The sequence below is a fragment of the Citrobacter sp. CFNIH10 genome (assembly GCF_002934585.1).
In the GTDB taxonomy this organism is placed as follows: domain Bacteria; phylum Pseudomonadota; class Gammaproteobacteria; order Enterobacterales; family Enterobacteriaceae; genus Citrobacter_A; species Citrobacter_A amalonaticus.
The window spans coordinates 798,578-817,978 of the sequence record NZ_CP026216.1 but is presented as its reverse complement, the minus strand read 5'-3'; the positions used below and the strand labels follow the sequence as shown (position 1 = coordinate 817,978).

Here is a 19,401-nt window from a genome sequence, read left to right as displayed (position 1 = left end):
GAATTAACAACGGAGTATTTCCATGCCACGTCGTCGCGTCATTGGTCAGCGTAAAATTCTGCCGGATCCGAAGTTCGGATCAGAACTGCTGGCTAAATTTGTAAATATCCTGATGGTAGATGGTAAAAAATCTACTGCCGAAACAATCGTATACAGCGCGCTGGAGACCCTGGCTCAGCGTTCTGGTAAATCTGAACTGGAAGCTTTCGAAGTAGCTCTCGAAAACGTGCGCCCGACTGTCGAAGTTAAGTCTCGCCGCGTTGGTGGTTCTACTTATCAGGTACCAGTTGAAGTCCGTCCGGTTCGTCGTAATGCCCTGGCAATGCGTTGGATCGTTGAAGCTGCTCGTAAACGCGGTGATAAATCCATGGCTCTGCGCCTGGCGAACGAACTTTCCGATGCTGCAGAAAACAAAGGTACTGCAGTTAAGAAACGTGAAGACGTTCACCGTATGGCCGAAGCCAACAAGGCGTTCGCACACTACCGTTGGTAATCCCTTCGGAGTTTTAGTCACCAGGCGGGCGCTTCCAGTAAGCAGCCCGCTTTGGGCTACTTAAATTGAACGCCTAAAAGATAAACGAGGAATCAAATGGCTCGTACAACACCCATCGCACGCTACCGTAACATCGGTATCAGTGCGCACATCGACGCCGGTAAAACCACTACTACCGAACGTATTCTGTTCTACACCGGTGTAAACCATAAAATCGGTGAAGTTCATGACGGCGCAGCCACCATGGACTGGATGGAGCAGGAGCAGGAACGTGGTATTACTATCACTTCCGCAGCGACTACTGCATTCTGGTCTGGTATGGCTAAGCAGTATGAACCGCATCGCGTAAACATCATCGACACCCCGGGGCACGTTGACTTCACTATCGAAGTAGAACGTTCCATGCGTGTTCTTGATGGTGCGGTAATGGTTTACTGCGCAGTTGGTGGTGTTCAGCCGCAGTCTGAAACCGTATGGCGTCAGGCAAACAAATATAAAGTTCCACGCATTGCGTTCGTTAACAAAATGGACCGTATGGGTGCGAACTTCCTGAAAGTTGTTGGTCAGATCAAAACCCGTCTGGGCGCGAACCCTGTTCCGCTGCAGCTGGCGATTGGCGCTGAAGAAGCGTTCACCGGTGTTGTTGACCTGGTGAAAATGAAAGCCATCAACTGGAACGAAGCAGATGCAGGCGTTACCTTCACTTACGAAGATATCCCGGCTGACATGCAGGAACTGGCTGAAGAATGGCACCAGAACCTGATCGAGTCCGCAGCGGAAGCTTCTGAAGAGCTGATGGAGAAATACCTGGGTGGTGAAGAACTGACTGAAGAAGAGATCAAAAAAGCTCTGCGTCAGCGCGTTCTGAACAACGAAATCATCCTGGTAACCTGTGGTTCTGCATTTAAGAACAAGGGTGTTCAGGCGATGCTGGATGCGGTAATTGATTACCTGCCATCCCCGGTTGACGTACCTGCGATCAACGGTATCCTGGACGACGGTAAAGACACGCCTGCTGAGCGTCACGCAAGCGACGAAGAGCCTTTCTCTGCACTGGCATTCAAAATCGCTACTGACCCGTTCGTGGGTAACCTGACCTTCTTCCGTGTGTACTCCGGTGTGGTTAACTCTGGTGATACCGTACTGAACTCCGTGAAAGCTGCACGTGAGCGTTTTGGTCGTATCGTTCAGATGCACGCTAACAAACGTGAAGAGATCAAAGAAGTTCGCGCGGGCGACATCGCTGCTGCGATCGGTCTGAAAGACGTAACCACTGGTGACACCCTGTGTGACCCGGATGCGCCGATCATTCTGGAGCGTATGGAATTCCCTGAGCCGGTAATCTCCATCGCCGTAGAACCGAAAACCAAAGCTGACCAGGAAAAAATGGGTCTGGCTCTGGGCCGTCTGGCTAAAGAAGACCCGTCATTCCGCGTATGGACTGACGAAGAATCTAACCAGACCATTATCGCCGGTATGGGTGAACTGCACCTCGACATCATCGTTGACCGTATGAAGCGTGAATTCAACGTTGAAGCGAACGTCGGTAAACCTCAGGTTGCTTACCGCGAAGCGATTCGTGCGAAAGTTACCGATATCGAAGGTAAACACGCCAAGCAGTCTGGTGGTCGCGGTCAGTATGGTCATGTTGTTATCGACATGTACCCGCTGGAGCCGGGTTCTAACCCGAAAGGCTACGAGTTCATCAACGACATTAAAGGTGGTGTAATCCCTGGCGAATACATCCCTGCCGTTGATAAAGGTATCCAGGAGCAGCTGAAAGCCGGTCCGCTGGCAGGTTACCCGGTTGTTGATATGGGTGTTCGTCTGCACTTCGGTTCTTACCATGACGTTGACTCCTCTGAACTGGCGTTTAAACTGGCTGCGTCTATTGCCTTTAAAGAAGGCTTTAAGAAAGCTAAACCAGTTCTGCTTGAGCCAATCATGAAGGTTGAGGTAGAAACGCCGGAAGAAAACACCGGTGATGTTATCGGTGACTTGAGCCGTCGTCGCGGTATGCTGCGCGGTCAGGAATCCGAAGTCACTGGCGTTAAGATCCACGCTGAAGTTCCGCTGTCTGAAATGTTCGGATATGCAACTCAGCTGCGTTCTCTGACCAAAGGTCGCGCATCATACACTATGGAATTCCTGAAGTATGATGATGCACCGAACAACGTTGCTCAGGCCGTAATCGAAGCCCGTGGTAAATAATCCACAGGATTAAAACCTAAGTCCCGTGCTCTCTCCACAAGGGGAGAGCGCTATAGTAAGGAATATAGCCGTGTCTAAAGAAAAATTTGAACGTACAAAACCGCACGTTAACGTCGGCACCATCGGCCACGTTGACCACGGTAAAACTACCCTGACTGCTGCAATCACTACCGTACTGGCTAAAACCTACGGCGGTGCTGCTCGTGCATTCGACCAGATCGATAACGCGCCGGAAGAAAAAGCTCGTGGTATCACCATCAACACTTCTCACGTTGAATATGACACCCCGACTCGCCACTACGCACACGTAGACTGCCCGGGCCACGCCGACTATGTTAAAAACATGATCACCGGTGCTGCGCAGATGGACGGCGCGATCCTGGTTGTTGCTGCGACTGACGGCCCGATGCCGCAGACTCGTGAGCACATCCTGCTGGGTCGTCAGGTAGGCGTTCCGTACATCATCGTGTTCCTGAACAAATGCGACATGGTTGATGACGAAGAGCTGCTGGAACTGGTAGAAATGGAAGTTCGTGAACTTCTGTCTCAGTACGATTTCCCGGGCGACGACACCCCGATCGTTCGTGGTTCTGCTCTGAAAGCGCTGGAAGGCGACGCAGAGTGGGAAGCGAAAATCATCGAACTGGCTGGCTTCCTGGATTCTTACATCCCGGAACCAGAGCGTGCGATTGACAAGCCGTTCCTGCTGCCGATCGAAGACGTATTCTCCATCTCCGGTCGTGGTACCGTTGTTACCGGTCGTGTAGAACGCGGTATCATCAAAGTGGGCGAAGAAGTTGAAATCGTTGGTATCAAAGAGACTGCGAAGTCTACCTGTACTGGCGTTGAAATGTTCCGCAAACTGCTGGACGAAGGCCGTGCGGGTGAGAACGTTGGTGTTCTGCTGCGTGGTATCAAACGTGAAGAAATCGAACGTGGTCAGGTACTGGCTAAGCCGGGTTCCATCAAGCCGCACACCAAATTCGAATCTGAAGTGTACATCCTGTCCAAAGACGAAGGCGGCCGTCATACTCCGTTCTTCAAAGGCTACCGTCCGCAGTTCTACTTCCGTACAACTGACGTGACTGGCACCATCGAACTGCCGGAAGGCGTTGAGATGGTAATGCCGGGCGACAACATCAAAATGGTTGTTACCCTGATCCACCCGATCGCGATGGACGACGGTCTGCGTTTCGCAATCCGTGAAGGCGGCCGTACTGTAGGTGCGGGCGTTGTTGCTAAAGTAATGAGCTAATAATTACTCATTAGTTCTGCACTTAAAAAGGGCGCTTCGGCGCCCTTTTTGCTGCCCGTTATTTGTCTTGTCACATTTCTTCGCAATTATAACTCCGCTCCCGTTACGTAGAGATAATTGTGCTATTGTAATTATAACTATTCTCATTTACACTTTGCGCAGAAATTGAACGGGAGCGATCATGTACGTTTGTTTGTGTAATGGTGTAAGTGATAAAAATATTCGCCAGGCGGTACGTCAGTTTCATCCTCAATCCTTCCAGCAGTTACGCAAGTTTATTCCTGTGGGAAATCAATGCGGTAAATGCGTTCGTGCGGCACGCGAAGTCATGCAGGATGAATTAATGCAAATGCCAGAATTTAAAGAGATCGCCTGAGTCACACTCTTTTTTTTGACATCCCTGTAGCCCCATCTATGCTCTGGAGAGTGGAAGCGGAGGGACAATAAAATGAAAGGTGATGTTAAAATCATAAATTATCTCAATAAACTATTGGGAAATGAGCTTGTCGCGATCAACCAGTATTTTCTCCATGCACGTATGTTCAAAAATTGGGGCCTGACTCGCCTCAATGAGATCGAGTACCATGAATCCATCGATGAAATGAAACACGCGGATAAATATATTGAGCGTATTTTGTTTCTGGAGGGGATCCCGAACCTACAGGATCTCGGCAAATTGGGGATTGGCGAAGATGTCGAAGAGATGCTGCAGTCCGATCTTCGGTTAGAGCTCGAAGGGGCGAAAAACTTACGTGAAGCTATCGCCTATGCCGATACCGTTCATGATTATGTCAGCCGGGATATGATGATCGAAATCCTTGCGGATGAAGAAGGACATATCGACTGGCTGGAGACAGAACTGGATCTCATCTCGAAAATTGGCCTGCAAAATTATCTGCAGTCGCAAATCAAAGTGACCAGCTAATCGCCCCTGAGGTGAGACGACAATATCCGGTGATGAAACCCGCAGCTGCCAGAAATGGCCCAAAAGGCAGCGGGTTTTTTAATGCCGATTTTCCATGCACTATCCCCACAACCACGATACCGAAACACCCCAGTAGCGCCGCCCAAAAGACTAATGAAGGCAAAAACATCCACCCATGCCAGGCACCTAGTGCGGCAAGGAATTTCACATCACCATAGCCGAGTCCTTCTCGCTTACGAAGCAGCCAATAACTCCAGTAGATAAAGGCAAAGCTGGCGTAACCCGCGACGGCGCCCCATACGGCATCGGCAAGTTGTGTCGGGATGATGCACAGGTGAAAGATGAATCCACCCCACAGCAACGGGCAGGTAAACCGGTCCGGCAGTCGTCTGCTGCGCATATCGCAGAAACTCAGAGTCAAAGACAATGCGGTATACAGCAGCAGAAAGGGTAGGGCAGCAGACATCGTGTCATCCTCCATCAACCATGGCGTTACTTTAAAGAAGGTTGATAAGGGAGCAAGGCGCTATTATGGGTATTGCGGGATGCTTTCCAGTAAATCTGCTGCGTTTCTTTCACAACATACAATCCCGGAACCCTGTTCGCATTACGCGCGAAGTGTTTAATATCTACGCGGCACTTGCTTCAGACTGATATTTGCGTATAATGCGCGGGCTTGTCTTAATTGACGGCAGGTTCGATCTGAACCTCGGATAGCCGATTTGGCTGTCTAACAATGCTCCCAATCGGGGAGCTACGTAAGAACGGTTACACTCTCCCATCAATCGTAATGGGTCTGAGGAGTAATCATTTTCGTTTATAAAATAATTGGAGCTCTGGTCTCATGCAGAACCAAAGAATCCGTATCCGCCTTAAAGCGTTTGATCATCGTCTGATCGATCAATCAACCGCGGAAATCGTCGAGACTGCTAAGCGCACTGGTGCGCAAGTCCGTGGTCCGATCCCGCTGCCGACCCGCAAAGAGCGTTTCACCGTTCTGATCTCTCCGCACGTCAACAAAGACGCGCGTGATCAGTACGAGATTCGTACTCACAAGCGTCTGGTTGACATCGTTGAGCCAACTGAAAAAACCGTTGATGCTCTGATGCGTCTGGACCTGGCTGCCGGTGTAGACGTGCAGATCAGCCTGGGTTAATCAGGTCATCGAGCGATTGAGAGGTTGATACAATGATTGGTTTAGTCGGTAAAAAAGTGGGTATGACCCGCATCTTCACTGAAGATGGCGTATCTATCCCAGTAACCGTAATCGAAGTTGAAGCAAACCGCGTTACTCAGGTTAAAGATCTGGCTAGCGATGGCTATCGTGCTATTCAGGTTACCACGGGTGCTAAAAAAGCTAACCGTGTAACCAAGCCGGAAGCTGGTCACTTTGCTAAAGCTGGCGTAGAAGCTGGCCGCGGCCTGTGGGAGTTCCGTCTGGCAGATGGTGAAGAATTCACTGTTGGTCAGAGCATTAGCGTTGAACTGTTTGCTGACGTTAAAAAAGTTGACGTAACCGGTACCTCTAAAGGTAAAGGTTTCGCAGGTACCGTTAAGCGCTGGAACTTCCGTACCCAGGACGCGACTCACGGTAACTCCTTGTCTCACCGCGTTCCGGGTTCTATCGGTCAGAACCAGACTCCGGGCAAAGTGTTCAAAGGCAAGAAAATGGCAGGCCAGATGGGTAACGAGCGTGTAACCGTTCAGAGCCTTGACGTAGTACGCGTTGACGCTGAGCGCAACCTGCTGCTGGTTAAAGGTGGTGTTCCGGGTGCGACCGGTTGCGACCTGATCGTTAAACCAGCTGTGAAGGCGTAAGGGGATAGCAATGGAATTAGTATTGAAAGACGCGCAGAGCGCGCTGACTGTTTCCGAAACTACCTTCGGTCGTGATTTCAACGAAGCGCTGGTTCACCAGGTTGTTGTTGCTTATGCAGCTGGTGCTCGTCAGGGTACTCGTGCTCAGAAGACTCGTGCTGAAGTAACTGGTTCAGGCAAAAAACCGTGGCGCCAGAAAGGTACCGGCCGTGCGCGTTCAGGTTCTATCAAGAGCCCGATCTGGCGTTCCGGTGGCGTAACCTTCGCTGCTCGTCCGCAGGACCACAGTCAAAAAGTAAACAAAAAGATGTACCGCGGCGCGCTGAAAAGCATTCTGTCCGAACTGGTACGTCAGGATCGTCTGATCGTTGTCGAGAAGTTCTCTGTAGAAGCGCCTAAAACTAAGCTGCTGGCACAGAAACTGAAAGACATGGCTCTGGAAGATGTGCTGATCATCACCGGTGAGCTGGACGAAAACCTGTTCCTGGCTGCGCGCAACCTGCACAAGGTTGACGTACGCGATGCAACTGGTATCGACCCGGTTAGCCTGATCGCCTTCGACAAAGTCGTAATGACTGCTGATGCTGTTAAGCAAGTTGAGGAGATGCTGGCATGATTCGTGAAGAACGTCTGCTGAAGGTGCTGCGTGCACCGCACGTTTCTGAAAAAGCGTCTACTGCGATGGAAAAAACTAACACCATCGTTCTCAAAGTTGCTAAAGACGCGACCAAAGCAGAGATCAAAGCTGCTGTGCAGAAACTGTTTGAAGTCGAAGTCGAAGTCGTTAACACCCTGGTTGTTAAAGGGAAAGTTAAACGTCACGGACAGCGTATCGGTCGTCGTAGCGACTGGAAAAAAGCTTACGTCACCCTGAAGGAAGGCCAGAATCTGGACTTCGTTGGCGGCGCTGAGTAAGTCGGAGGAGTAATACAATGGCAGTTGTTAAATGTAAACCGACATCTCCGGGTCGTCGCCACGTAGTTAAAGTGGTTAACCCTGAGCTGCACAAGGGCAAACCTTTTGCTCCGTTGCTGGAAAAAAACAGCAAATCCGGTGGTCGTAACAACAATGGCCGTATCACCACCCGTCATATCGGTGGTGGCCACAAGCAGGCATACCGTATTGTTGACTTCAAACGCAACAAAGATGGTATTCCGGCAGTTGTTGAACGTCTTGAGTACGATCCGAACCGTTCCGCGAACATCGCGCTGGTTCTGTACAAAGACGGTGAGCGCCGTTACATCCTGGCCCCTAAAGGCCTGAAAGCGGGCGACCAGATCCAATCTGGCGTTGATGCTGCAATCAAACCAGGCAACACCCTGCCGATGCGCAATATCCCGGTTGGTTCTACCGTTCATAACGTAGAAATGAAACCAGGTAAAGGCGGTCAGCTGGCACGTTCCGCTGGTACTTACGTTCAGATCGTTGCTCGTGATGGTGCTTATGTCACCCTGCGTCTGCGTTCTGGTGAAATGCGTAAAGTCGAAGCAGACTGCCGTGCAACTCTGGGCGAAGTTGGCAATGCTGAGCATATGCTGCGCGTTCTGGGTAAAGCAGGTGCTGCACGCTGGCGTGGTGTTCGTCCGACCGTTCGCGGTACCGCGATGAACCCAGTCGACCACCCACATGGTGGTGGTGAAGGTCGTAACTTTGGTAAGCACCCGGTAACTCCGTGGGGCGTTCAGACCAAAGGTAAGAAGACCCGCAGCAACAAGCGTACTGATAAATTCATCGTACGTCGCCGTAGCAAATAATTTTAGAGGATAAGCCATGCCACGTTCTCTCAAGAAAGGTCCTTTTATTGACCTGCACTTGCTGAAGAAGGTAGAGAAAGCGGTGGAAAGCGGAGACAAGAAGCCCCTGCGCACTTGGTCCCGTCGTTCAACGATCTTTCCTAACATGATCGGTTTGACCATCGCTGTCCATAATGGTCGTCAGCACGTTCCAGTATTTGTAACCGATGAAATGGTCGGTCACAAACTGGGTGAATTCGCACCGACTCGTACTTATCGCGGCCATGCTGCTGATAAAAAAGCGAAGAAGAAATAAGGTAGGAGGAAGAGATGGAAACTATCGCTAAACATCGCCATGCTCGTTCTTCTGCTCAGAAGGTTCGCCTTGTTGCTGACCTGATTCGCGGTAAGAAAGTGTCGCAGGCTCTGGATATTCTGACCTACACCAACAAGAAAGCGGCTGTACTGGTCAAGAAGGTACTGGAATCTGCCATTGCTAACGCTGAACACAACGATGGCGCTGACATTGACGATCTGAAAGTTACGAAAATTTTCGTAGACGAAGGCCCGAGCATGAAGCGCATTATGCCGCGTGCAAAAGGTCGTGCAGATCGCATCCTGAAGCGCACCAGCCACATCACTGTGGTTGTGTCCGATCGCTGAGACTCTGGAGACTAGCAATGGGTCAGAAAGTACATCCTAATGGTATTCGCCTGGGTATTGTAAAACCATGGAACTCTACCTGGTTTGCGAACACCAAAGAATTCGCTGACAACCTGGACAGCGATTTTAAAGTACGTCAGTACCTGACTAAGGAACTGGCTAAAGCGTCCGTATCTCGTATCGTTATCGAGCGTCCGGCTAAGAGCATCCGTGTGACTATTCACACTGCTCGCCCGGGTATCGTTATCGGTAAGAAAGGTGAAGACGTAGAAAAACTGCGTAAGGTCGTAGCGGATATCGCTGGCGTTCCTGCACAGATCAATATCGCCGAAGTTCGTAAACCTGAACTGGACGCAAAACTGGTTGCTGACAGCATCACTTCTCAGCTGGAACGTCGTGTTATGTTCCGTCGTGCGATGAAGCGTGCTGTACAGAACGCAATGCGTCTGGGCGCTAAAGGGATCAAAGTTGAAGTTAGCGGCCGTCTGGGCGGCGCGGAAATCGCACGTACCGAATGGTACCGCGAAGGTCGCGTACCGCTGCACACTCTGCGTGCTGACATCGACTACAACACCTCTGAAGCGCACACCACTTACGGTGTAATCGGCGTTAAGGTATGGATCTTCAAAGGCGAGATCCTGGGTGGTATGGCTGCTGTTGAACAACCGGAAAAACCGGCTGCTCAACCTAAAAAGCAGCAGCGTAAAGGCCGTAAATAAGGAGCGTCGCTGATGTTACAACCAAAGCGTACAAAATTCCGTAAAATGCACAAAGGCCGTAACCGCGGTCTGGCTGCTGGCGCGGATGTTAGCTTCGGCAGCTTCGGTCTGAAAGCTGTTGGCCGTGGTCGTCTGACTGCCCGTCAGATCGAAGCAGCACGTCGTGCTATGACCCGTGCAGTTAAGCGTCAAGGTAAGATCTGGATCCGTGTATTCCCGGACAAACCGATCACTGAAAAGCCGCTGGCAGTGCGTATGGGTAAAGGTAAAGGTAACGTGGAGTATTGGGTTGCCTTGATTCAGCCGGGTAAAGTCCTGTATGAAATGGACGGCGTACCGGAAGAGCTGGCCCGTGAAGCATTCAAGCTGGCAGCAGCGAAACTGCCGATTAAAACCACCTTTGTAACTAAGACGGTGATGTAATGAAAGCAAAAGAGCTGCGTGAGAAGAGTGTTGAAGAGCTGAACACCGAGCTGCTGAACCTGCTGCGTGAGCAGTTCAACCTGCGTATGCAGGCTGCAAGTGGCCAGCTGCAACAGTCTCACCTGTTGAAGCAAGTGCGTCGTGATGTCGCACGCGTTAAGACTTTACTGACTGAGAAGGCGGGTGCGTAATGACCGATAAAATCCGTACTCTGCAAGGTCGCGTTGTTAGCGACAAAATGGAGAAATCCATTGTTGTTGCTATCGAACGTTTTGTGAAACACCCGATCTACGGTAAATTCATTAAGCGTACGACCAAACTGCACGTACATGACGAGAACAACGAATGCGGTATCGGCGACAAGGTTGAAATCCGTGAATGCCGTCCGCTGTCCAAGACTAAGTCCTGGACGCTGGTTCGCGTTGTAGAGAAAGCGGTTCTGTAATACAGTACGCGTTCTCAACGAATAAACGGCTCAGCGATGGGCCGTTTATTTTTTCTACCCATATCCTGAGAGCGGTGTTATAATGCCGCGCCCTCGATATGGGGCTTTTTTAACGACCTGATTTCGGGTCTCAGTAGTAGTTGACATTAGCGGAGCACTAAAATGATCCAAGAACAGACTATGCTGAACGTCGCCGACAACTCCGGTGCACGTCGCGTAATGTGTATCAAGGTTCTGGGTGGCTCGCACCGTCGCTACGCAGGCGTAGGCGACATCATCAAGATCACCATCAAAGAAGCAATTCCGCGTGGTAAGGTCAAAAAAGGTGATGTGCTGAAGGCGGTAGTGGTGCGCACCAAGAAGGGTGTTCGTCGCCCGGACGGTTCTGTCATTCGCTTCGATGGTAATGCATGCGTTATTTTAAACAATAACAGCGAGCAGCCTATCGGTACGCGTATTTTTGGGCCGGTAACTCGTGAACTTCGCAACGAGAAGTTCATGAAAATTATCTCTCTGGCACCAGAAGTACTCTAAGGAGCGAATCATGGCAGCGAAAATCCGTCGTGATGACGAAGTTATCGTGTTAACCGGTAAAGATAAAGGTAAACGCGGTAAAGTTAAGAATGTCCTGTCTTCCGGCAAGGTCATCGTTGAAGGTATCAACCTGGTTAAGAAACACCAGAAGCCGGTTCCGGCTCTGAACCAACCAGGCGGCATTGTAGAGAAAGAAGCAGCTATTCAGATCTCTAACATTGCAATCTTCAATGCGGCAACCGGCAAGGCTGACCGTGTAGGCTTTAGATTCGAAGACGGCAAAAAAGTCCGTTTCTTCAAGTCTAACAGCGAAACTATCAAGTAATTTGGAGTAGTACGATGGCGAAACTGCATGATTACTACAAAGACGAAGTAGTTAATAAACTCATGACTGAGTTTAACTACAATTCTGTCATGCAAGTCCCTCGGGTCGAGAAGATCACCCTGAACATGGGTGTTGGTGAAGCGATTGCTGACAAGAAACTGCTGGATAATGCAGCAGCTGATCTGACAGCAATCTCCGGTCAAAAGCCGTTGATCACCAAAGCACGCAAATCTGTTGCAGGCTTCAAAATCCGTCAGGGCTATCCGATCGGCTGTAAAGTAACTCTGCGTGGCGAACGCATGTGGGAGTTCTTTGAGCGCCTGATCACTATTGCTGTACCGCGTATCCGTGACTTCCGTGGCTTGTCCGCTAAGTCATTCGACGGTCGTGGTAACTACAGCATGGGTGTCCGTGAGCAGATCATCTTCCCAGAAATCGACTACGATAAAGTCGACCGCGTTCGTGGTTTGGATATTACCATTACCACTACTGCGAAATCTGACGAAGAAGGCCGTGCTCTGCTGGCTGCCTTTGACTTCCCGTTCCGCAAGTAAGGTAGGGTTACTGAATGGCTAAGCAATCAATGAAAGCACGCGAAGTAAAACGCGTAGCTTTAGCTGATAAATACTTCGCGAAACGCGCTGAACTGAAAGCGATCATCTCTGATGTGAACGCTTCCGACGAAGATCGTTGGAACGCTGTTCTTAAGCTGCAGTCTCTGCCGCGTGATTCCAGCCCGTCTCGTCAGCGTAACCGCTGCCGTCAAACAGGTCGTCCACATGGTTATGTGGGCAAGTTCGGGTTGAGCCGTATCAAGCTACGTGAAGCCGCTATGCGCGGTGAAGTACCAGGCTTGAAAAAGGCTAGCTGGTAATTGTCACCAATTGAATCACGGGAGTAAAGACAGATGAGCATGCAAGATCCGATCGCGGATATGCTGACCCGTATCCGTAACGGTCAGGCCGCGAACAAAGCTGCGGTCACCATGCCTTCCTCCAAGCTGAAAGTGGCAATTGCCAACGTGCTGAAGGAAGAAGGTTTTATTGAAGATTTTAAAGTTGAAGGCGACACCAAGCCGGAACTGGAACTGACTCTTAAGTATTTCCAGGGTAAAGCTGTTGTAGAAAGCATTCAGCGTGTCAGTCGCCCAGGTCTGCGCATCTATAAACGTAAAGATGAGCTGCCGAAAGTTATGGCGGGTCTGGGTATCGCGGTTGTTTCTACCTCTAAAGGTGTTATGACTGATCGTGCAGCGCGCCAGGCTGGTCTTGGTGGCGAAATTATCTGCTACGTAGCCTAATCGGAGGAAAAAATGTCTCGTGTTGCTAAAGCACCGGTCGTTGTTCCTGCCGGCGTTGATGTAAAAATCAACGGTCAGGTTATTACGATCAAAGGTAAAAACGGCGAGCTGACTCGTACTCTCAACGATGCTGTTGAAGTTAAACATGCAGATAATGCACTGACCTTCGGTCCGCGTGATGGTTACGTAGACGGTTGGGCTCAGGCTGGTACCGCGCGTGCCCTGCTGAACTCAATGGTTATCGGTGTTACCGAAGGCTTCACTAAGAAGCTGCAGCTGGTTGGTGTAGGTTATCGTGCAGCGGTTAAAGGGAACGTAGTAAACCTGTCATTAGGTTTCTCACACCCGGTTGACCATCAGCTGCCGGCAGGGATTACTGCAGAATGTCCGACTCAAACTGAAATCGTGCTGAAAGGCGCTGATAAGCAGGTAATCGGCCAGGTTGCAGCAGATCTGCGTGCCTACCGTCGTCCTGAGCCTTACAAAGGCAAGGGTGTTCGTTACGCCGACGAAGTCGTGCGTACCAAAGAGGCTAAGAAGAAGTAAGGTAACACTATGGATAAGAAATCTGCTCGTATCCGTCGTGCGACCCGCGCACGCCGCAAGCTCAAAGAGCTGGGCGCAACTCGCCTGGTGGTACATCGTACCCCGCGTCATATTTACGCACAGGTAATTGCACCGAACGGTTCTGAAGTTCTGGTAGCTGCTTCTACTGTAGAAAAAGCTATCGCTGAACAACTGAAGTACACCGGTAACAAAGACGCGGCTGCAGCTGTGGGTAAAGCTGTCGCTGAACGCGCTCTGGAAAAAGGCATCAAAGATGTGTCCTTTGACCGTTCCGGGTTCCAATATCATGGTCGTGTCCAGGCACTGGCAGATGCTGCCCGTGAAGCTGGCCTTCAGTTCTAAGGTAGAGGTGTAAGATGGCTCACATCGAAAAACAAGCTGGCGAACTGCAGGAAAAGCTGATCGCGGTAAACCGCGTATCTAAAACCGTAAAAGGTGGTCGTATTTTCTCCTTCACAGCTCTGACTGTAGTAGGCGATGGTAACGGTCGCGTTGGTTTTGGTTACGGTAAAGCGCGTGAAGTTCCAGCAGCGATCCAGAAAGCGATGGAAAAAGCCCGTCGCAATATGATTAACGTCGCGCTGAACAACGGCACCCTGCAACACCCGGTTAAAGGTGTTCACACGGGTTCTCGTGTATTCATGCAGCCAGCTTCCGAAGGTACCGGTATCATCGCCGGTGGTGCAATGCGCGCCGTTCTGGAAGTTGCTGGAGTTCATAACGTTCTGGCTAAAGCATATGGTTCCACCAACCCGATCAACGTGGTTCGTGCAACTATTGATGGCCTGGAAAATATGAATTCTCCAGAAATGGTCGCTGCCAAGCGTGGTAAATCCGTTGAAGAAATTCTGGGGAAATAAACCATGGCAAAGACTATTAAAATTACTCAAACCCGCAGTGCAATCGGTCGTCTGCCGAAACACAAGGCAACGCTGCTTGGCCTGGGTCTGCGTCGTATTGGTCACACCGTAGAGCGCGAGGATACTCCTGCTGTTCGTGGTATGGTCAACGCGGTTTCCTTCATGGTTAAAGTTGAGGAGTAAGAGATGCGTTTAAATACTCTGTCTCCGGCCGAAGGCTCCAAAAAGGCGGGTAAACGCCTGGGTCGTGGTATCGGTTCTGGCCTCGGTAAAACCGGTGGTCGTGGTCACAAAGGTCAGAAGTCTCGTTCTGGCGGTGGCGTACGTCGCGGTTTCGAGGGTGGTCAGATGCCTCTGTACCGTCGTCTGCCGAAATTCGGCTTCACTTCTCGCAAAGCAGCGATTACAGCCGAAGTTCGTCTGTCTGACCTGGCGAAAGTGGAAGGCGGTGTTGTAGACCTGAACACGCTGAAAGCGGCTAACATTATCGGTATCCAGATCGAGTTCGCGAAAGTGATCCTGGCTGGTGAAGTCACTACTCCGGTAACTGTTCGTGGTCTGCGTGTTACTAAAGGCGCTCGTGCTGCTATCGAAGCTGCTGGCGGTAAAATCGAGGAATAAGTAGCAGATGGCTAAACAACCGGGATTAGATTTTCAAAGTGCCAAAGGTGGCTTAGGCGAGCTGAAACGCAGACTGCTGTTTGTTATCGGTGCGCTTATCGTGTTCCGTATTGGCTCTTTCATTCCGATCCCTGGTATTGATGCCGCTGTACTTGCCAAACTGCTTGAGCAACAGCGAGGCACCATCATTGAAATGTTTAACATGTTCTCTGGTGGTGCTCTCAGCCGTGCTTCTATCTTTGCCCTGGGTATTATGCCGTATATTTCGGCATCAATTATTATCCAGCTGCTGACGGTGGTTCACCCAACGCTGGCAGAAATCAAGAAAGAAGGGGAGTCTGGTCGTCGTAAGATCAGCCAGTACACCCGCTACGGTACTCTGGTGTTGGCCATATTCCAGTCGATCGGTATTGCTACCGGTCTGCCGAATATGCCTGGTATGCAAGGTCTGGTGATGAATCCAGGCTTTGCATTCTACTTCACCGCTGTTGTCAGTCTGGTCACAGGGACGATGTTCCTGATGTGGTTGGGCGAACAGATTACTGAACGTGGTATCGGTAACGGTATCTCGATCATTATCTTCGCCGGTATTGTCGCGGGCCTCCCGCCAGCCATTGCCCATACTATCGAGCAAGCGCGTCAAGGCGACCTGCACTTCCTCGTGTTGCTGTTGGTTGCAGTATTAGTATTTGCAGTGACGTTCTTTGTTGTATTTGTTGAGCGTGGTCAACGCCGCATTGTGGTAAACTACGCTAAACGTCAGCAAGGTCGTCGTGTCTATGCTGCACAGAGCACACATTTACCGCTGAAAGTGAATATGGCGGGGGTAATCCCGGCAATCTTCGCTTCCAGTATTATTCTGTTCCCGGCAACCATCGCGTCATGGTTCGGGGGCGGTACTGGTTGGAACTGGCTGACAACAATTTCGCTGTATTTGCAGCCTGGGCAACCGCTTTATGTGTTACTCTATGCGTCTGCAATCATCTTCTTCTGTTTCTTCTACACGGCGTTGGTCTTCAACCCGCGTGAAACAGCAGATAACCTGAAGAAGTCCGGTGCATTTGTACCAGGAATTCGTCCGGGAGAGCAAACGGCGAAGTATATCGATAAAGTAATGACCCGCCTGACTTTGGTCGGTGCGCTCTACATTACCTTTATCTGCCTGATCCCGGAGTTCATGCGTGATGCAATGAAAGTACCGTTCTACTTCGGTGGGACCTCACTGCTTATCGTTGTTGTCGTGATTATGGACTTTATGGCTCAAGTGCAAACTCTGATGATGTCTAGTCAGTACGAGTCTGCATTGAAGAAGGCGAACCTGAAAGGCTACGGCCGATAATTGGTCGCCCGAGAAGTTACGGAGAGTAAAAATGAAAGTTCGTGCTTCCGTCAAGAAATTATGCCGTAACTGCAAAATCGTTAAGCGTGATGGTGTCATCCGTGTGATTTGCAGTGCCGAGCCGAAGCATAAACAGCGCCAAGGCTGATTTATTCGCATATTTTTCTTGCAAAGTTGGGTTGAGCTGGCTAGATTAGCCAGCCAATCTTTTGTATGTCTGTACGTTTCCATTTGAGTATCCTGAAAACGGGCTTTTCAGCATGGTGCGTACATATTAAATAGTAGGAGTGCATAGTGGCCCGTATAGCAGGCATTAACATTCCTGATCAAAAACATGCTGTGATCGCGTTAACGTCGATCTACGGCATCGGTAAGACCCGTTCTAAAGCCATCCTGGCTGCAGCGGGTATCGCTGAAAATGTTAAGATCAGTGAGCTGTCTGAAGGACAAATCGACACGCTGCGTGACGAAGTTGCCAAATTTGTCGTTGAAGGTGATCTGCGCCGTGAAATCAGCATGAGCATCAAGCGCCTGATGGATCTTGGTTGCTATCGCGGTTTGCGTCATCGTCGTGGTCTGCCAGTGCGCGGTCAGCGTACTAAGACCAACGCACGTACCCGTAAGGGTCCGCGCAAACCGATCAAGAAATAATCGGGGTGATTGAATAATGGCAAAGGCACCAATTCGTGCACGTAAACGTGTAAGAAAACAAGTCTCTGACGGCGTGGCTCATATCCATGCTTCTTTCAACAACACCATCGTGACTATCACTGATCGTCAGGGTAACGCGCTGGGTTGGGCAACAGCCGGTGGTTCCGGTTTCCGTGGTTCTCGCAAATCTACTCCGTTCGCAGCTCAGGTTGCAGCAGAGCGTTGCGCTGACGCCGTAAAAGAATACGGCATCAAGAATCTGGAAGTTATGGTTAAAGGTCCGGGTCCAGGCCGCGAATCTACTATTCGTGCTCTGAACGCCGCTGGTTTCCGCATCACTAATATTACTGATGTGACTCCGATCCCTCATAACGGTTGTCGTCCGCCGAAAAAACGTCGCGTATAACGCTTCGTTTTCCAGGTTAGTTGGAGATAGAAAATGGCAAGATATTTGGGTCCTAAGCTCAAGCTGAGCCGTCGTGAGGGCACCGACTTATTCCTTAAGTCTGGCGTTCGCGCGATCGATACCAAGTGTAAAATTGAACAAGCTCCTGGCCAGCACGGTGCGCGTAAACCGCGTCTGTCTGACTATGGTGTGCAGTTGCGTGAAAAGCAAAAAGTTCGCCGTATCTACGGTGTGCTGGAGCGTCAGTTCCGTAACTACTACAAAGAAGCAGCACGTCTGAAAGGCAACACCGGTGAAAACCTGTTGGCTCTGCTGGAAGGTCGTCTGGACAACGTTGTATACCGTATGGGCTTCGGCGCCACTCGTGCAGAAGCACGTCAGCTGGTTAGCCATAAAGCGATTATGGTAAACGGTCGTGTTGTTAACATCGCTTCTTATCAGGTTAGTCCGAATGACGTTGTTAGCATTCGTGAGAAAGCGAAGAAGCAGTCTCGCGTGAAAGCCGCTCTGGAGCTGGCTGAGCAGCGTGAAAAGCCAACCTGGCTGGAAGTTGATGCTGGCAAGATGGAAGGTACGTACAAGCGTAAGCCTGAGCGTTCTGATCTGTCTGCGGACATTAACGAACACCTGATCGTCGAGCTTTACTCCAAGTAAAGCTTAGTACCAAAGAGAGGACACAATGCAGGGTTCTGTGACAGAGTTTCTAAAACCGCGCCTGGTAGATATCGAGCAAGTGAGTTCGACGCACGCCAAGGTGACCCTTGAGCCTTTAGAGCGTGGCTTCGGCCATACTCTGGGTAACGCACTGCGCCGTATTCTGCTCTCATCGATGCCGGGTTGCGCGGTGACCGAGGTTGAGATTGATGGTGTACTACATGAGTACAGCACCAAAGAAGGCGTTCAGGAAGATATCCTGGAAATCCTGCTCAACCTGAAAGGGCTGGCGGTGAGAGTTCAGGGTAAAGATGAAGTTATTCTTACCTTGAATAAATCTGGCATTGGCCCTGTGACTGCAGCCGACATTACCCATGACGGGGATGTCGAAATCGTCAAGCCGCAGCACGTGATCTGCCACCTGACCGATGAGAACGCGTCTATTAGCATGCGTATCAAAGTTCAGCGCGGTCGTGGTTATGTGCCGGCTTCTACCCGAATTCATTCGGAAGAAGATGAGCGCCCAATCGGCCGTCTGCTGGTCGACGCATGCTACAGCCCTGTAGAGCGTATTGCCTACAATGTTGAAGCAGCGCGTGTAGAACAGCGTACCGACCTGGACAAGCTGGTCATCGAAATGGAAACCAACGGCACAATCGATCCTGAAGAGGCGATTCGTCGTGCGGCGACCATTCTGGCAGAACAACTGGAAGCTTTCGTTGATTTACGTGATGTACGTCAGCCGGAAGTGAAAGAAGAGAAACCAGAATTCGATCCGATCCTGCTGCGCCCTGTTGACGATCTGGAATTGACTGTCCGCTCTGCTAACTGCCTTAAAGCAGAAGCTATCCACTATATCGGTGATCTGGTACAGCGTACTGAGGTTGAGCTTCTTAAGACGCCTAACCTTGGTAAAAAATCTCTTACTGAGATTAAAGACGTGCTGGCTTCCCGTGGACTGTCTCTGGGCATGCGCCTGGAAAACTGGCCACCGGCAAGCATCGCTGACGAGTAACCGGATCACAGGTTAAGGTTTTACTGAGAAGGATAAGGTCATGCGCCATCGTAAGAGTGGTCGTCAACTGAACCGCAACAGCAGCCATCGCCAGGCTATGTTCCGCAACATGGCAGGTTCACTGGTTCGTCATGAAATCATCAAGACGACCCTGCCTAAAGCGAAAGAGCTGCGTCGCGTAGTTGAGCCGCTGATTACTCTTGCCAAGACTGATAGCGTAGCTAATCGTCGTCTGGCATTCGCCCGCACTCGTGATAACGAGATCGTGGCAAAACTGTTTAACGAGCTGGGCCCGCGTTTCGCGAGCCGCGCTGGTGGTTACACTCGCATTCTGAAGTGTGGCTTCCGTGCAGGCGACAATGCGCCGATGGCATACATCGAGCTGGTTGATCGCTCTGAGTCGAAAGCAGAAGCTGCTGCAGAGTAATCTGTAGTAACGTAAAA

The 19,401-nt window shown here is 50.6% G+C and carries 34 protein-coding genes; 33 read left to right on the top strand and 1 reads right to left on the bottom strand.

The window, feature by feature from the left end:
- The first annotated feature begins 22 nt into the window (after positions 1-22).
- From rpsG to bfr, 5 genes are all read left to right on the top strand, one after another.
- Positions 23-493, top strand: a complete 471-nt coding sequence (gene rpsG / locus C2U53_RS07360) for a 30S ribosomal protein S7 (protein WP_042998382.1) — start codon at positions 23-25, stop codon at positions 491-493.
- Between the two features lie 96 nt (positions 494-589).
- The gene (fusA, locus tag C2U53_RS07355) at positions 590-2,704 is read left to right on the top strand and encodes an elongation factor G (protein WP_042322790.1); all 2,115 of its coding nucleotides are present in this window, start codon (positions 590-592) and stop codon (positions 2,702-2,704) included.
- Positions 2,705-2,774: 70 nt separating this feature from the next.
- A complete protein-coding gene (tuf, locus tag C2U53_RS07350) occupies positions 2,775-3,959 on the top strand; it encodes an elongation factor Tu (protein ID WP_042998381.1) in 1,185 nt (394 codons plus the stop codon).
- A 181-nt stretch (positions 3,960-4,140) separates the two neighbouring features.
- The gene (gene bfd, locus C2U53_RS07340; protein ID WP_104445760.1) at positions 4,141-4,335 is read left to right on the top strand and encodes a bacterioferritin-associated ferredoxin; all 195 of its coding nucleotides are present in this window, start codon (positions 4,141-4,143) and stop codon (positions 4,333-4,335) included.
- Positions 4,336-4,407: 72 nt separating this feature from the next.
- Positions 4,408-4,884 carry a bacterioferritin gene (gene bfr / locus C2U53_RS07335; RefSeq protein ID WP_042998380.1) on the top strand — a complete coding sequence of 159 codons (477 nt, stop codon included), beginning with the start codon at positions 4,408-4,410 and terminating at the stop codon, positions 4,882-4,884.
- Here bfr and C2U53_RS07330 read toward each other — a convergent pair.
- Positions 4,868-5,350, bottom strand: coding sequence for an A24 family peptidase (locus C2U53_RS07330; RefSeq protein WP_042998379.1), 483 nt, complete (start codon positions 5,348-5,350; stop codon positions 4,868-4,870). The two genes, bfr and C2U53_RS07330, sit on opposite strands and share 17 nt — an antisense overlap.
- Before the next feature lie 378 nt (positions 5,351-5,728).
- Between C2U53_RS07330 and rpsJ the strand changes: the two genes are divergently transcribed.
- From rpsJ to rplQ, 28 genes are all read left to right on the top strand, one after another.
- On the top strand, positions 5,729-6,040 hold the full coding sequence (rpsJ, locus tag C2U53_RS07325) for a 30S ribosomal protein S10 (RefSeq protein WP_001181005.1): 312 nt from the start codon (positions 5,729-5,731) through the stop codon (positions 6,038-6,040).
- A 32-nt stretch (positions 6,041-6,072) separates the two neighbouring features.
- Positions 6,073-6,702, top strand: coding sequence for a 50S ribosomal protein L3 (rplC, locus tag C2U53_RS07320; protein WP_042998378.1), 630 nt, complete (start codon positions 6,073-6,075; stop codon positions 6,700-6,702).
- A 10-nt stretch (positions 6,703-6,712) separates the two neighbouring features.
- A complete protein-coding gene (gene rplD, locus C2U53_RS07315) occupies positions 6,713-7,318 on the top strand; it encodes a 50S ribosomal protein L4 (protein WP_000424395.1) in 606 nt (201 codons plus the stop codon).
- Positions 7,315-7,617: a 50S ribosomal protein L23 gene (rplW, locus tag C2U53_RS07310; protein ID WP_000617546.1), complete on the top strand. Its 303-nt coding sequence runs from the start codon at positions 7,315-7,317 to the stop codon at positions 7,615-7,617. Before rplD ends, rplW begins: the two co-directional genes overlap by 4 nt.
- A gap of 17 nt (positions 7,618-7,634) precedes the next feature.
- Positions 7,635-8,456, top strand: a complete 822-nt coding sequence (gene rplB, locus C2U53_RS07305) for a 50S ribosomal protein L2 (protein ID WP_000301864.1) — start codon at positions 7,635-7,637, stop codon at positions 8,454-8,456.
- Between the two features lie 16 nt (positions 8,457-8,472).
- Complete coding sequence (gene rpsS, locus C2U53_RS07300; RefSeq protein ID WP_001138117.1) at positions 8,473-8,751, top strand: 30S ribosomal protein S19; 279 nt, start codon at positions 8,473-8,475, stop codon at positions 8,749-8,751.
- 14 nt (positions 8,752-8,765) lie between these two features.
- A complete protein-coding gene (gene rplV / locus C2U53_RS07295; protein WP_000447529.1) occupies positions 8,766-9,098 on the top strand; it encodes a 50S ribosomal protein L22 in 333 nt (110 codons plus the stop codon).
- A 17-nt stretch (positions 9,099-9,115) separates the two neighbouring features.
- Positions 9,116-9,817, top strand: a complete 702-nt coding sequence (gene rpsC / locus C2U53_RS07290; RefSeq protein ID WP_000529945.1) for a 30S ribosomal protein S3 — start codon at positions 9,116-9,118, stop codon at positions 9,815-9,817.
- 12 nt (positions 9,818-9,829) lie between these two features.
- A complete protein-coding gene (gene rplP / locus C2U53_RS07285; protein ID WP_000941208.1) occupies positions 9,830-10,240 on the top strand; it encodes a 50S ribosomal protein L16 in 411 nt (136 codons plus the stop codon).
- A complete protein-coding gene (gene rpmC / locus C2U53_RS07280; protein WP_000644742.1) occupies positions 10,240-10,431 on the top strand; it encodes a 50S ribosomal protein L29 in 192 nt (63 codons plus the stop codon). The genes rplP and rpmC overlap by 1 nt, the downstream gene beginning before the upstream one ends.
- Positions 10,431-10,685, top strand: coding sequence for a 30S ribosomal protein S17 (rpsQ, locus tag C2U53_RS07275; RefSeq protein WP_002438707.1), 255 nt, complete (start codon positions 10,431-10,433; stop codon positions 10,683-10,685). Before rpmC ends, rpsQ begins: the two co-directional genes overlap by 1 nt.
- Positions 10,686-10,847: 162 nt before the next feature.
- On the top strand, positions 10,848-11,219 hold the full coding sequence (gene rplN, locus C2U53_RS07270) for a 50S ribosomal protein L14 (RefSeq protein WP_000613954.1): 372 nt from the start codon (positions 10,848-10,850) through the stop codon (positions 11,217-11,219).
- Between the two features lie 10 nt (positions 11,220-11,229).
- On the top strand, positions 11,230-11,544 hold the full coding sequence (rplX, locus tag C2U53_RS07265; RefSeq protein ID WP_015962742.1) for a 50S ribosomal protein L24: 315 nt from the start codon (positions 11,230-11,232) through the stop codon (positions 11,542-11,544).
- A gap of 14 nt (positions 11,545-11,558) precedes the next feature.
- Positions 11,559-12,098, top strand: coding sequence for a 50S ribosomal protein L5 (gene rplE, locus C2U53_RS07260; protein ID WP_001096206.1), 540 nt, complete (start codon positions 11,559-11,561; stop codon positions 12,096-12,098).
- A 14-nt stretch (positions 12,099-12,112) separates the two neighbouring features.
- Positions 12,113-12,418: a 30S ribosomal protein S14 gene (gene rpsN / locus C2U53_RS07255; protein WP_001118929.1), complete on the top strand. Its 306-nt coding sequence runs from the start codon at positions 12,113-12,115 to the stop codon at positions 12,416-12,418.
- Positions 12,419-12,451: 33 nt separating this feature from the next.
- The gene (gene rpsH / locus C2U53_RS07250; RefSeq protein WP_000062611.1) at positions 12,452-12,844 is read left to right on the top strand and encodes a 30S ribosomal protein S8; all 393 of its coding nucleotides are present in this window, start codon (positions 12,452-12,454) and stop codon (positions 12,842-12,844) included.
- Between the two features lie 12 nt (positions 12,845-12,856).
- Positions 12,857-13,390, top strand: a complete 534-nt coding sequence (rplF, locus tag C2U53_RS07245) for a 50S ribosomal protein L6 (RefSeq protein ID WP_012135817.1) — start codon at positions 12,857-12,859, stop codon at positions 13,388-13,390.
- Positions 13,391-13,399: 9 nt separating this feature from the next.
- Complete coding sequence (gene rplR, locus C2U53_RS07240; protein WP_000358956.1) at positions 13,400-13,753, top strand: 50S ribosomal protein L18; 354 nt, start codon at positions 13,400-13,402, stop codon at positions 13,751-13,753.
- 14 nt (positions 13,754-13,767) lie between these two features.
- Positions 13,768-14,271, top strand: a complete 504-nt coding sequence (rpsE, locus tag C2U53_RS07235) for a 30S ribosomal protein S5 (protein ID WP_000940121.1) — start codon at positions 13,768-13,770, stop codon at positions 14,269-14,271.
- Positions 14,272-14,274: 3 nt separating this feature from the next.
- Positions 14,275-14,454: a 50S ribosomal protein L30 gene (gene rpmD, locus C2U53_RS07230; RefSeq protein WP_001140434.1), complete on the top strand. Its 180-nt coding sequence runs from the start codon at positions 14,275-14,277 to the stop codon at positions 14,452-14,454.
- 3 nt (positions 14,455-14,457) lie between these two features.
- The gene (gene rplO, locus C2U53_RS07225) at positions 14,458-14,892 is read left to right on the top strand and encodes a 50S ribosomal protein L15 (RefSeq protein WP_001238917.1); all 435 of its coding nucleotides are present in this window, start codon (positions 14,458-14,460) and stop codon (positions 14,890-14,892) included.
- Between the two features lie 7 nt (positions 14,893-14,899).
- Positions 14,900-16,231, top strand: coding sequence for a preprotein translocase subunit SecY (gene secY, locus C2U53_RS07220; RefSeq protein WP_001118864.1), 1,332 nt, complete (start codon positions 14,900-14,902; stop codon positions 16,229-16,231).
- A gap of 31 nt (positions 16,232-16,262) precedes the next feature.
- On the top strand, positions 16,263-16,379 hold the full coding sequence (gene rpmJ / locus C2U53_RS07215; protein ID WP_000868187.1) for a 50S ribosomal protein L36: 117 nt from the start codon (positions 16,263-16,265) through the stop codon (positions 16,377-16,379).
- Between the two features lie 146 nt (positions 16,380-16,525).
- Entirely contained in the window at positions 16,526-16,882 is a 357-nt protein-coding gene (gene rpsM / locus C2U53_RS07210; protein ID WP_012908431.1) for a 30S ribosomal protein S13, read from the top strand.
- Between the two features lie 16 nt (positions 16,883-16,898).
- Positions 16,899-17,288, top strand: a complete 390-nt coding sequence (gene rpsK, locus C2U53_RS07205) for a 30S ribosomal protein S11 (protein ID WP_001029684.1) — start codon at positions 16,899-16,901, stop codon at positions 17,286-17,288.
- 33 nt (positions 17,289-17,321) lie between these two features.
- Positions 17,322-17,942, top strand: a complete 621-nt coding sequence (gene rpsD, locus C2U53_RS07200; protein ID WP_000135226.1) for a 30S ribosomal protein S4 — start codon at positions 17,322-17,324, stop codon at positions 17,940-17,942.
- Between the two features lie 25 nt (positions 17,943-17,967).
- Positions 17,968-18,957: a DNA-directed RNA polymerase subunit alpha gene (gene rpoA / locus C2U53_RS07195; RefSeq protein WP_001162094.1), complete on the top strand. Its 990-nt coding sequence runs from the start codon at positions 17,968-17,970 to the stop codon at positions 18,955-18,957.
- Positions 18,958-18,997: 40 nt separating this feature from the next.
- A complete protein-coding gene (gene rplQ, locus C2U53_RS07190; RefSeq protein WP_001216372.1) occupies positions 18,998-19,384 on the top strand; it encodes a 50S ribosomal protein L17 in 387 nt (128 codons plus the stop codon).
- Positions 19,385-19,401 lie beyond the last annotated feature (17 nt).

Coding starts and splice junctions, on each gene's coding strand:
- secY (WP_001118864.1), top strand. CDS start 14,900: ATGGCTAAACAACCGGGATTAGATTTTCAAAGTGCCAAAGGTGGCTTA.
- rplC (WP_042998378.1), top strand. CDS start 6,073: ATGATTGGTTTAGTCGGTAAAAAAGTGGGTATGACCCGCATCTTCACT.
- bfd (WP_104445760.1), top strand. CDS start 4,141: ATGTACGTTTGTTTGTGTAATGGTGTAAGTGATAAAAATATTCGCCAG.
- rplN (WP_000613954.1), top strand. CDS start 10,848: ATGATCCAAGAACAGACTATGCTGAACGTCGCCGACAACTCCGGTGCA.
- rplR (WP_000358956.1), top strand. CDS start 13,400: ATGGATAAGAAATCTGCTCGTATCCGTCGTGCGACCCGCGCACGCCGC.
- rplD (WP_000424395.1), top strand. CDS start 6,713: ATGGAATTAGTATTGAAAGACGCGCAGAGCGCGCTGACTGTTTCCGAA.
- rpmD (WP_001140434.1), top strand. CDS start 14,275: ATGGCAAAGACTATTAAAATTACTCAAACCCGCAGTGCAATCGGTCGT.
- rpsC (WP_000529945.1), top strand. CDS start 9,116: ATGGGTCAGAAAGTACATCCTAATGGTATTCGCCTGGGTATTGTAAAA.
- rpmJ (WP_000868187.1), top strand. CDS start 16,263: ATGAAAGTTCGTGCTTCCGTCAAGAAATTATGCCGTAACTGCAAAATC.
- C2U53_RS07330 (WP_042998379.1), bottom strand. CDS start 5,350: ATGTCTGCTGCCCTACCCTTTCTGCTGCTGTATACCGCATTGTCTTTG.
- rpsK (WP_001029684.1), top strand. CDS start 16,899: ATGGCAAAGGCACCAATTCGTGCACGTAAACGTGTAAGAAAACAAGTC.
- rplX (WP_015962742.1), top strand. CDS start 11,230: ATGGCAGCGAAAATCCGTCGTGATGACGAAGTTATCGTGTTAACCGGT.
- rpsH (WP_000062611.1), top strand. CDS start 12,452: ATGAGCATGCAAGATCCGATCGCGGATATGCTGACCCGTATCCGTAAC.
- rplP (WP_000941208.1), top strand. CDS start 9,830: ATGTTACAACCAAAGCGTACAAAATTCCGTAAAATGCACAAAGGCCGT.
- rplQ (WP_001216372.1), top strand. CDS start 18,998: ATGCGCCATCGTAAGAGTGGTCGTCAACTGAACCGCAACAGCAGCCAT.
- rpmC (WP_000644742.1), top strand. CDS start 10,240: ATGAAAGCAAAAGAGCTGCGTGAGAAGAGTGTTGAAGAGCTGAACACC.
- rplB (WP_000301864.1), top strand. CDS start 7,635: ATGGCAGTTGTTAAATGTAAACCGACATCTCCGGGTCGTCGCCACGTA.
- rplW (WP_000617546.1), top strand. CDS start 7,315: ATGATTCGTGAAGAACGTCTGCTGAAGGTGCTGCGTGCACCGCACGTT.
- rplV (WP_000447529.1), top strand. CDS start 8,766: ATGGAAACTATCGCTAAACATCGCCATGCTCGTTCTTCTGCTCAGAAG.
- rpsN (WP_001118929.1), top strand. CDS start 12,113: ATGGCTAAGCAATCAATGAAAGCACGCGAAGTAAAACGCGTAGCTTTA.
- rpsE (WP_000940121.1), top strand. CDS start 13,768: ATGGCTCACATCGAAAAACAAGCTGGCGAACTGCAGGAAAAGCTGATC.
- rpsD (WP_000135226.1), top strand. CDS start 17,322: ATGGCAAGATATTTGGGTCCTAAGCTCAAGCTGAGCCGTCGTGAGGGC.
- rpsS (WP_001138117.1), top strand. CDS start 8,473: ATGCCACGTTCTCTCAAGAAAGGTCCTTTTATTGACCTGCACTTGCTG.
- rplE (WP_001096206.1), top strand. CDS start 11,559: ATGGCGAAACTGCATGATTACTACAAAGACGAAGTAGTTAATAAACTC.
- fusA (WP_042322790.1), top strand. CDS start 590: ATGGCTCGTACAACACCCATCGCACGCTACCGTAACATCGGTATCAGT.
- rpsJ (WP_001181005.1), top strand. CDS start 5,729: ATGCAGAACCAAAGAATCCGTATCCGCCTTAAAGCGTTTGATCATCGT.
- rplO (WP_001238917.1), top strand. CDS start 14,458: ATGCGTTTAAATACTCTGTCTCCGGCCGAAGGCTCCAAAAAGGCGGGT.
- rpsG (WP_042998382.1), top strand. CDS start 23: ATGCCACGTCGTCGCGTCATTGGTCAGCGTAAAATTCTGCCGGATCCG.
- rpsQ (WP_002438707.1), top strand. CDS start 10,431: ATGACCGATAAAATCCGTACTCTGCAAGGTCGCGTTGTTAGCGACAAA.
- bfr (WP_042998380.1), top strand. CDS start 4,408: ATGAAAGGTGATGTTAAAATCATAAATTATCTCAATAAACTATTGGGA.
- rplF (WP_012135817.1), top strand. CDS start 12,857: ATGTCTCGTGTTGCTAAAGCACCGGTCGTTGTTCCTGCCGGCGTTGAT.
- rpoA (WP_001162094.1), top strand. CDS start 17,968: ATGCAGGGTTCTGTGACAGAGTTTCTAAAACCGCGCCTGGTAGATATC.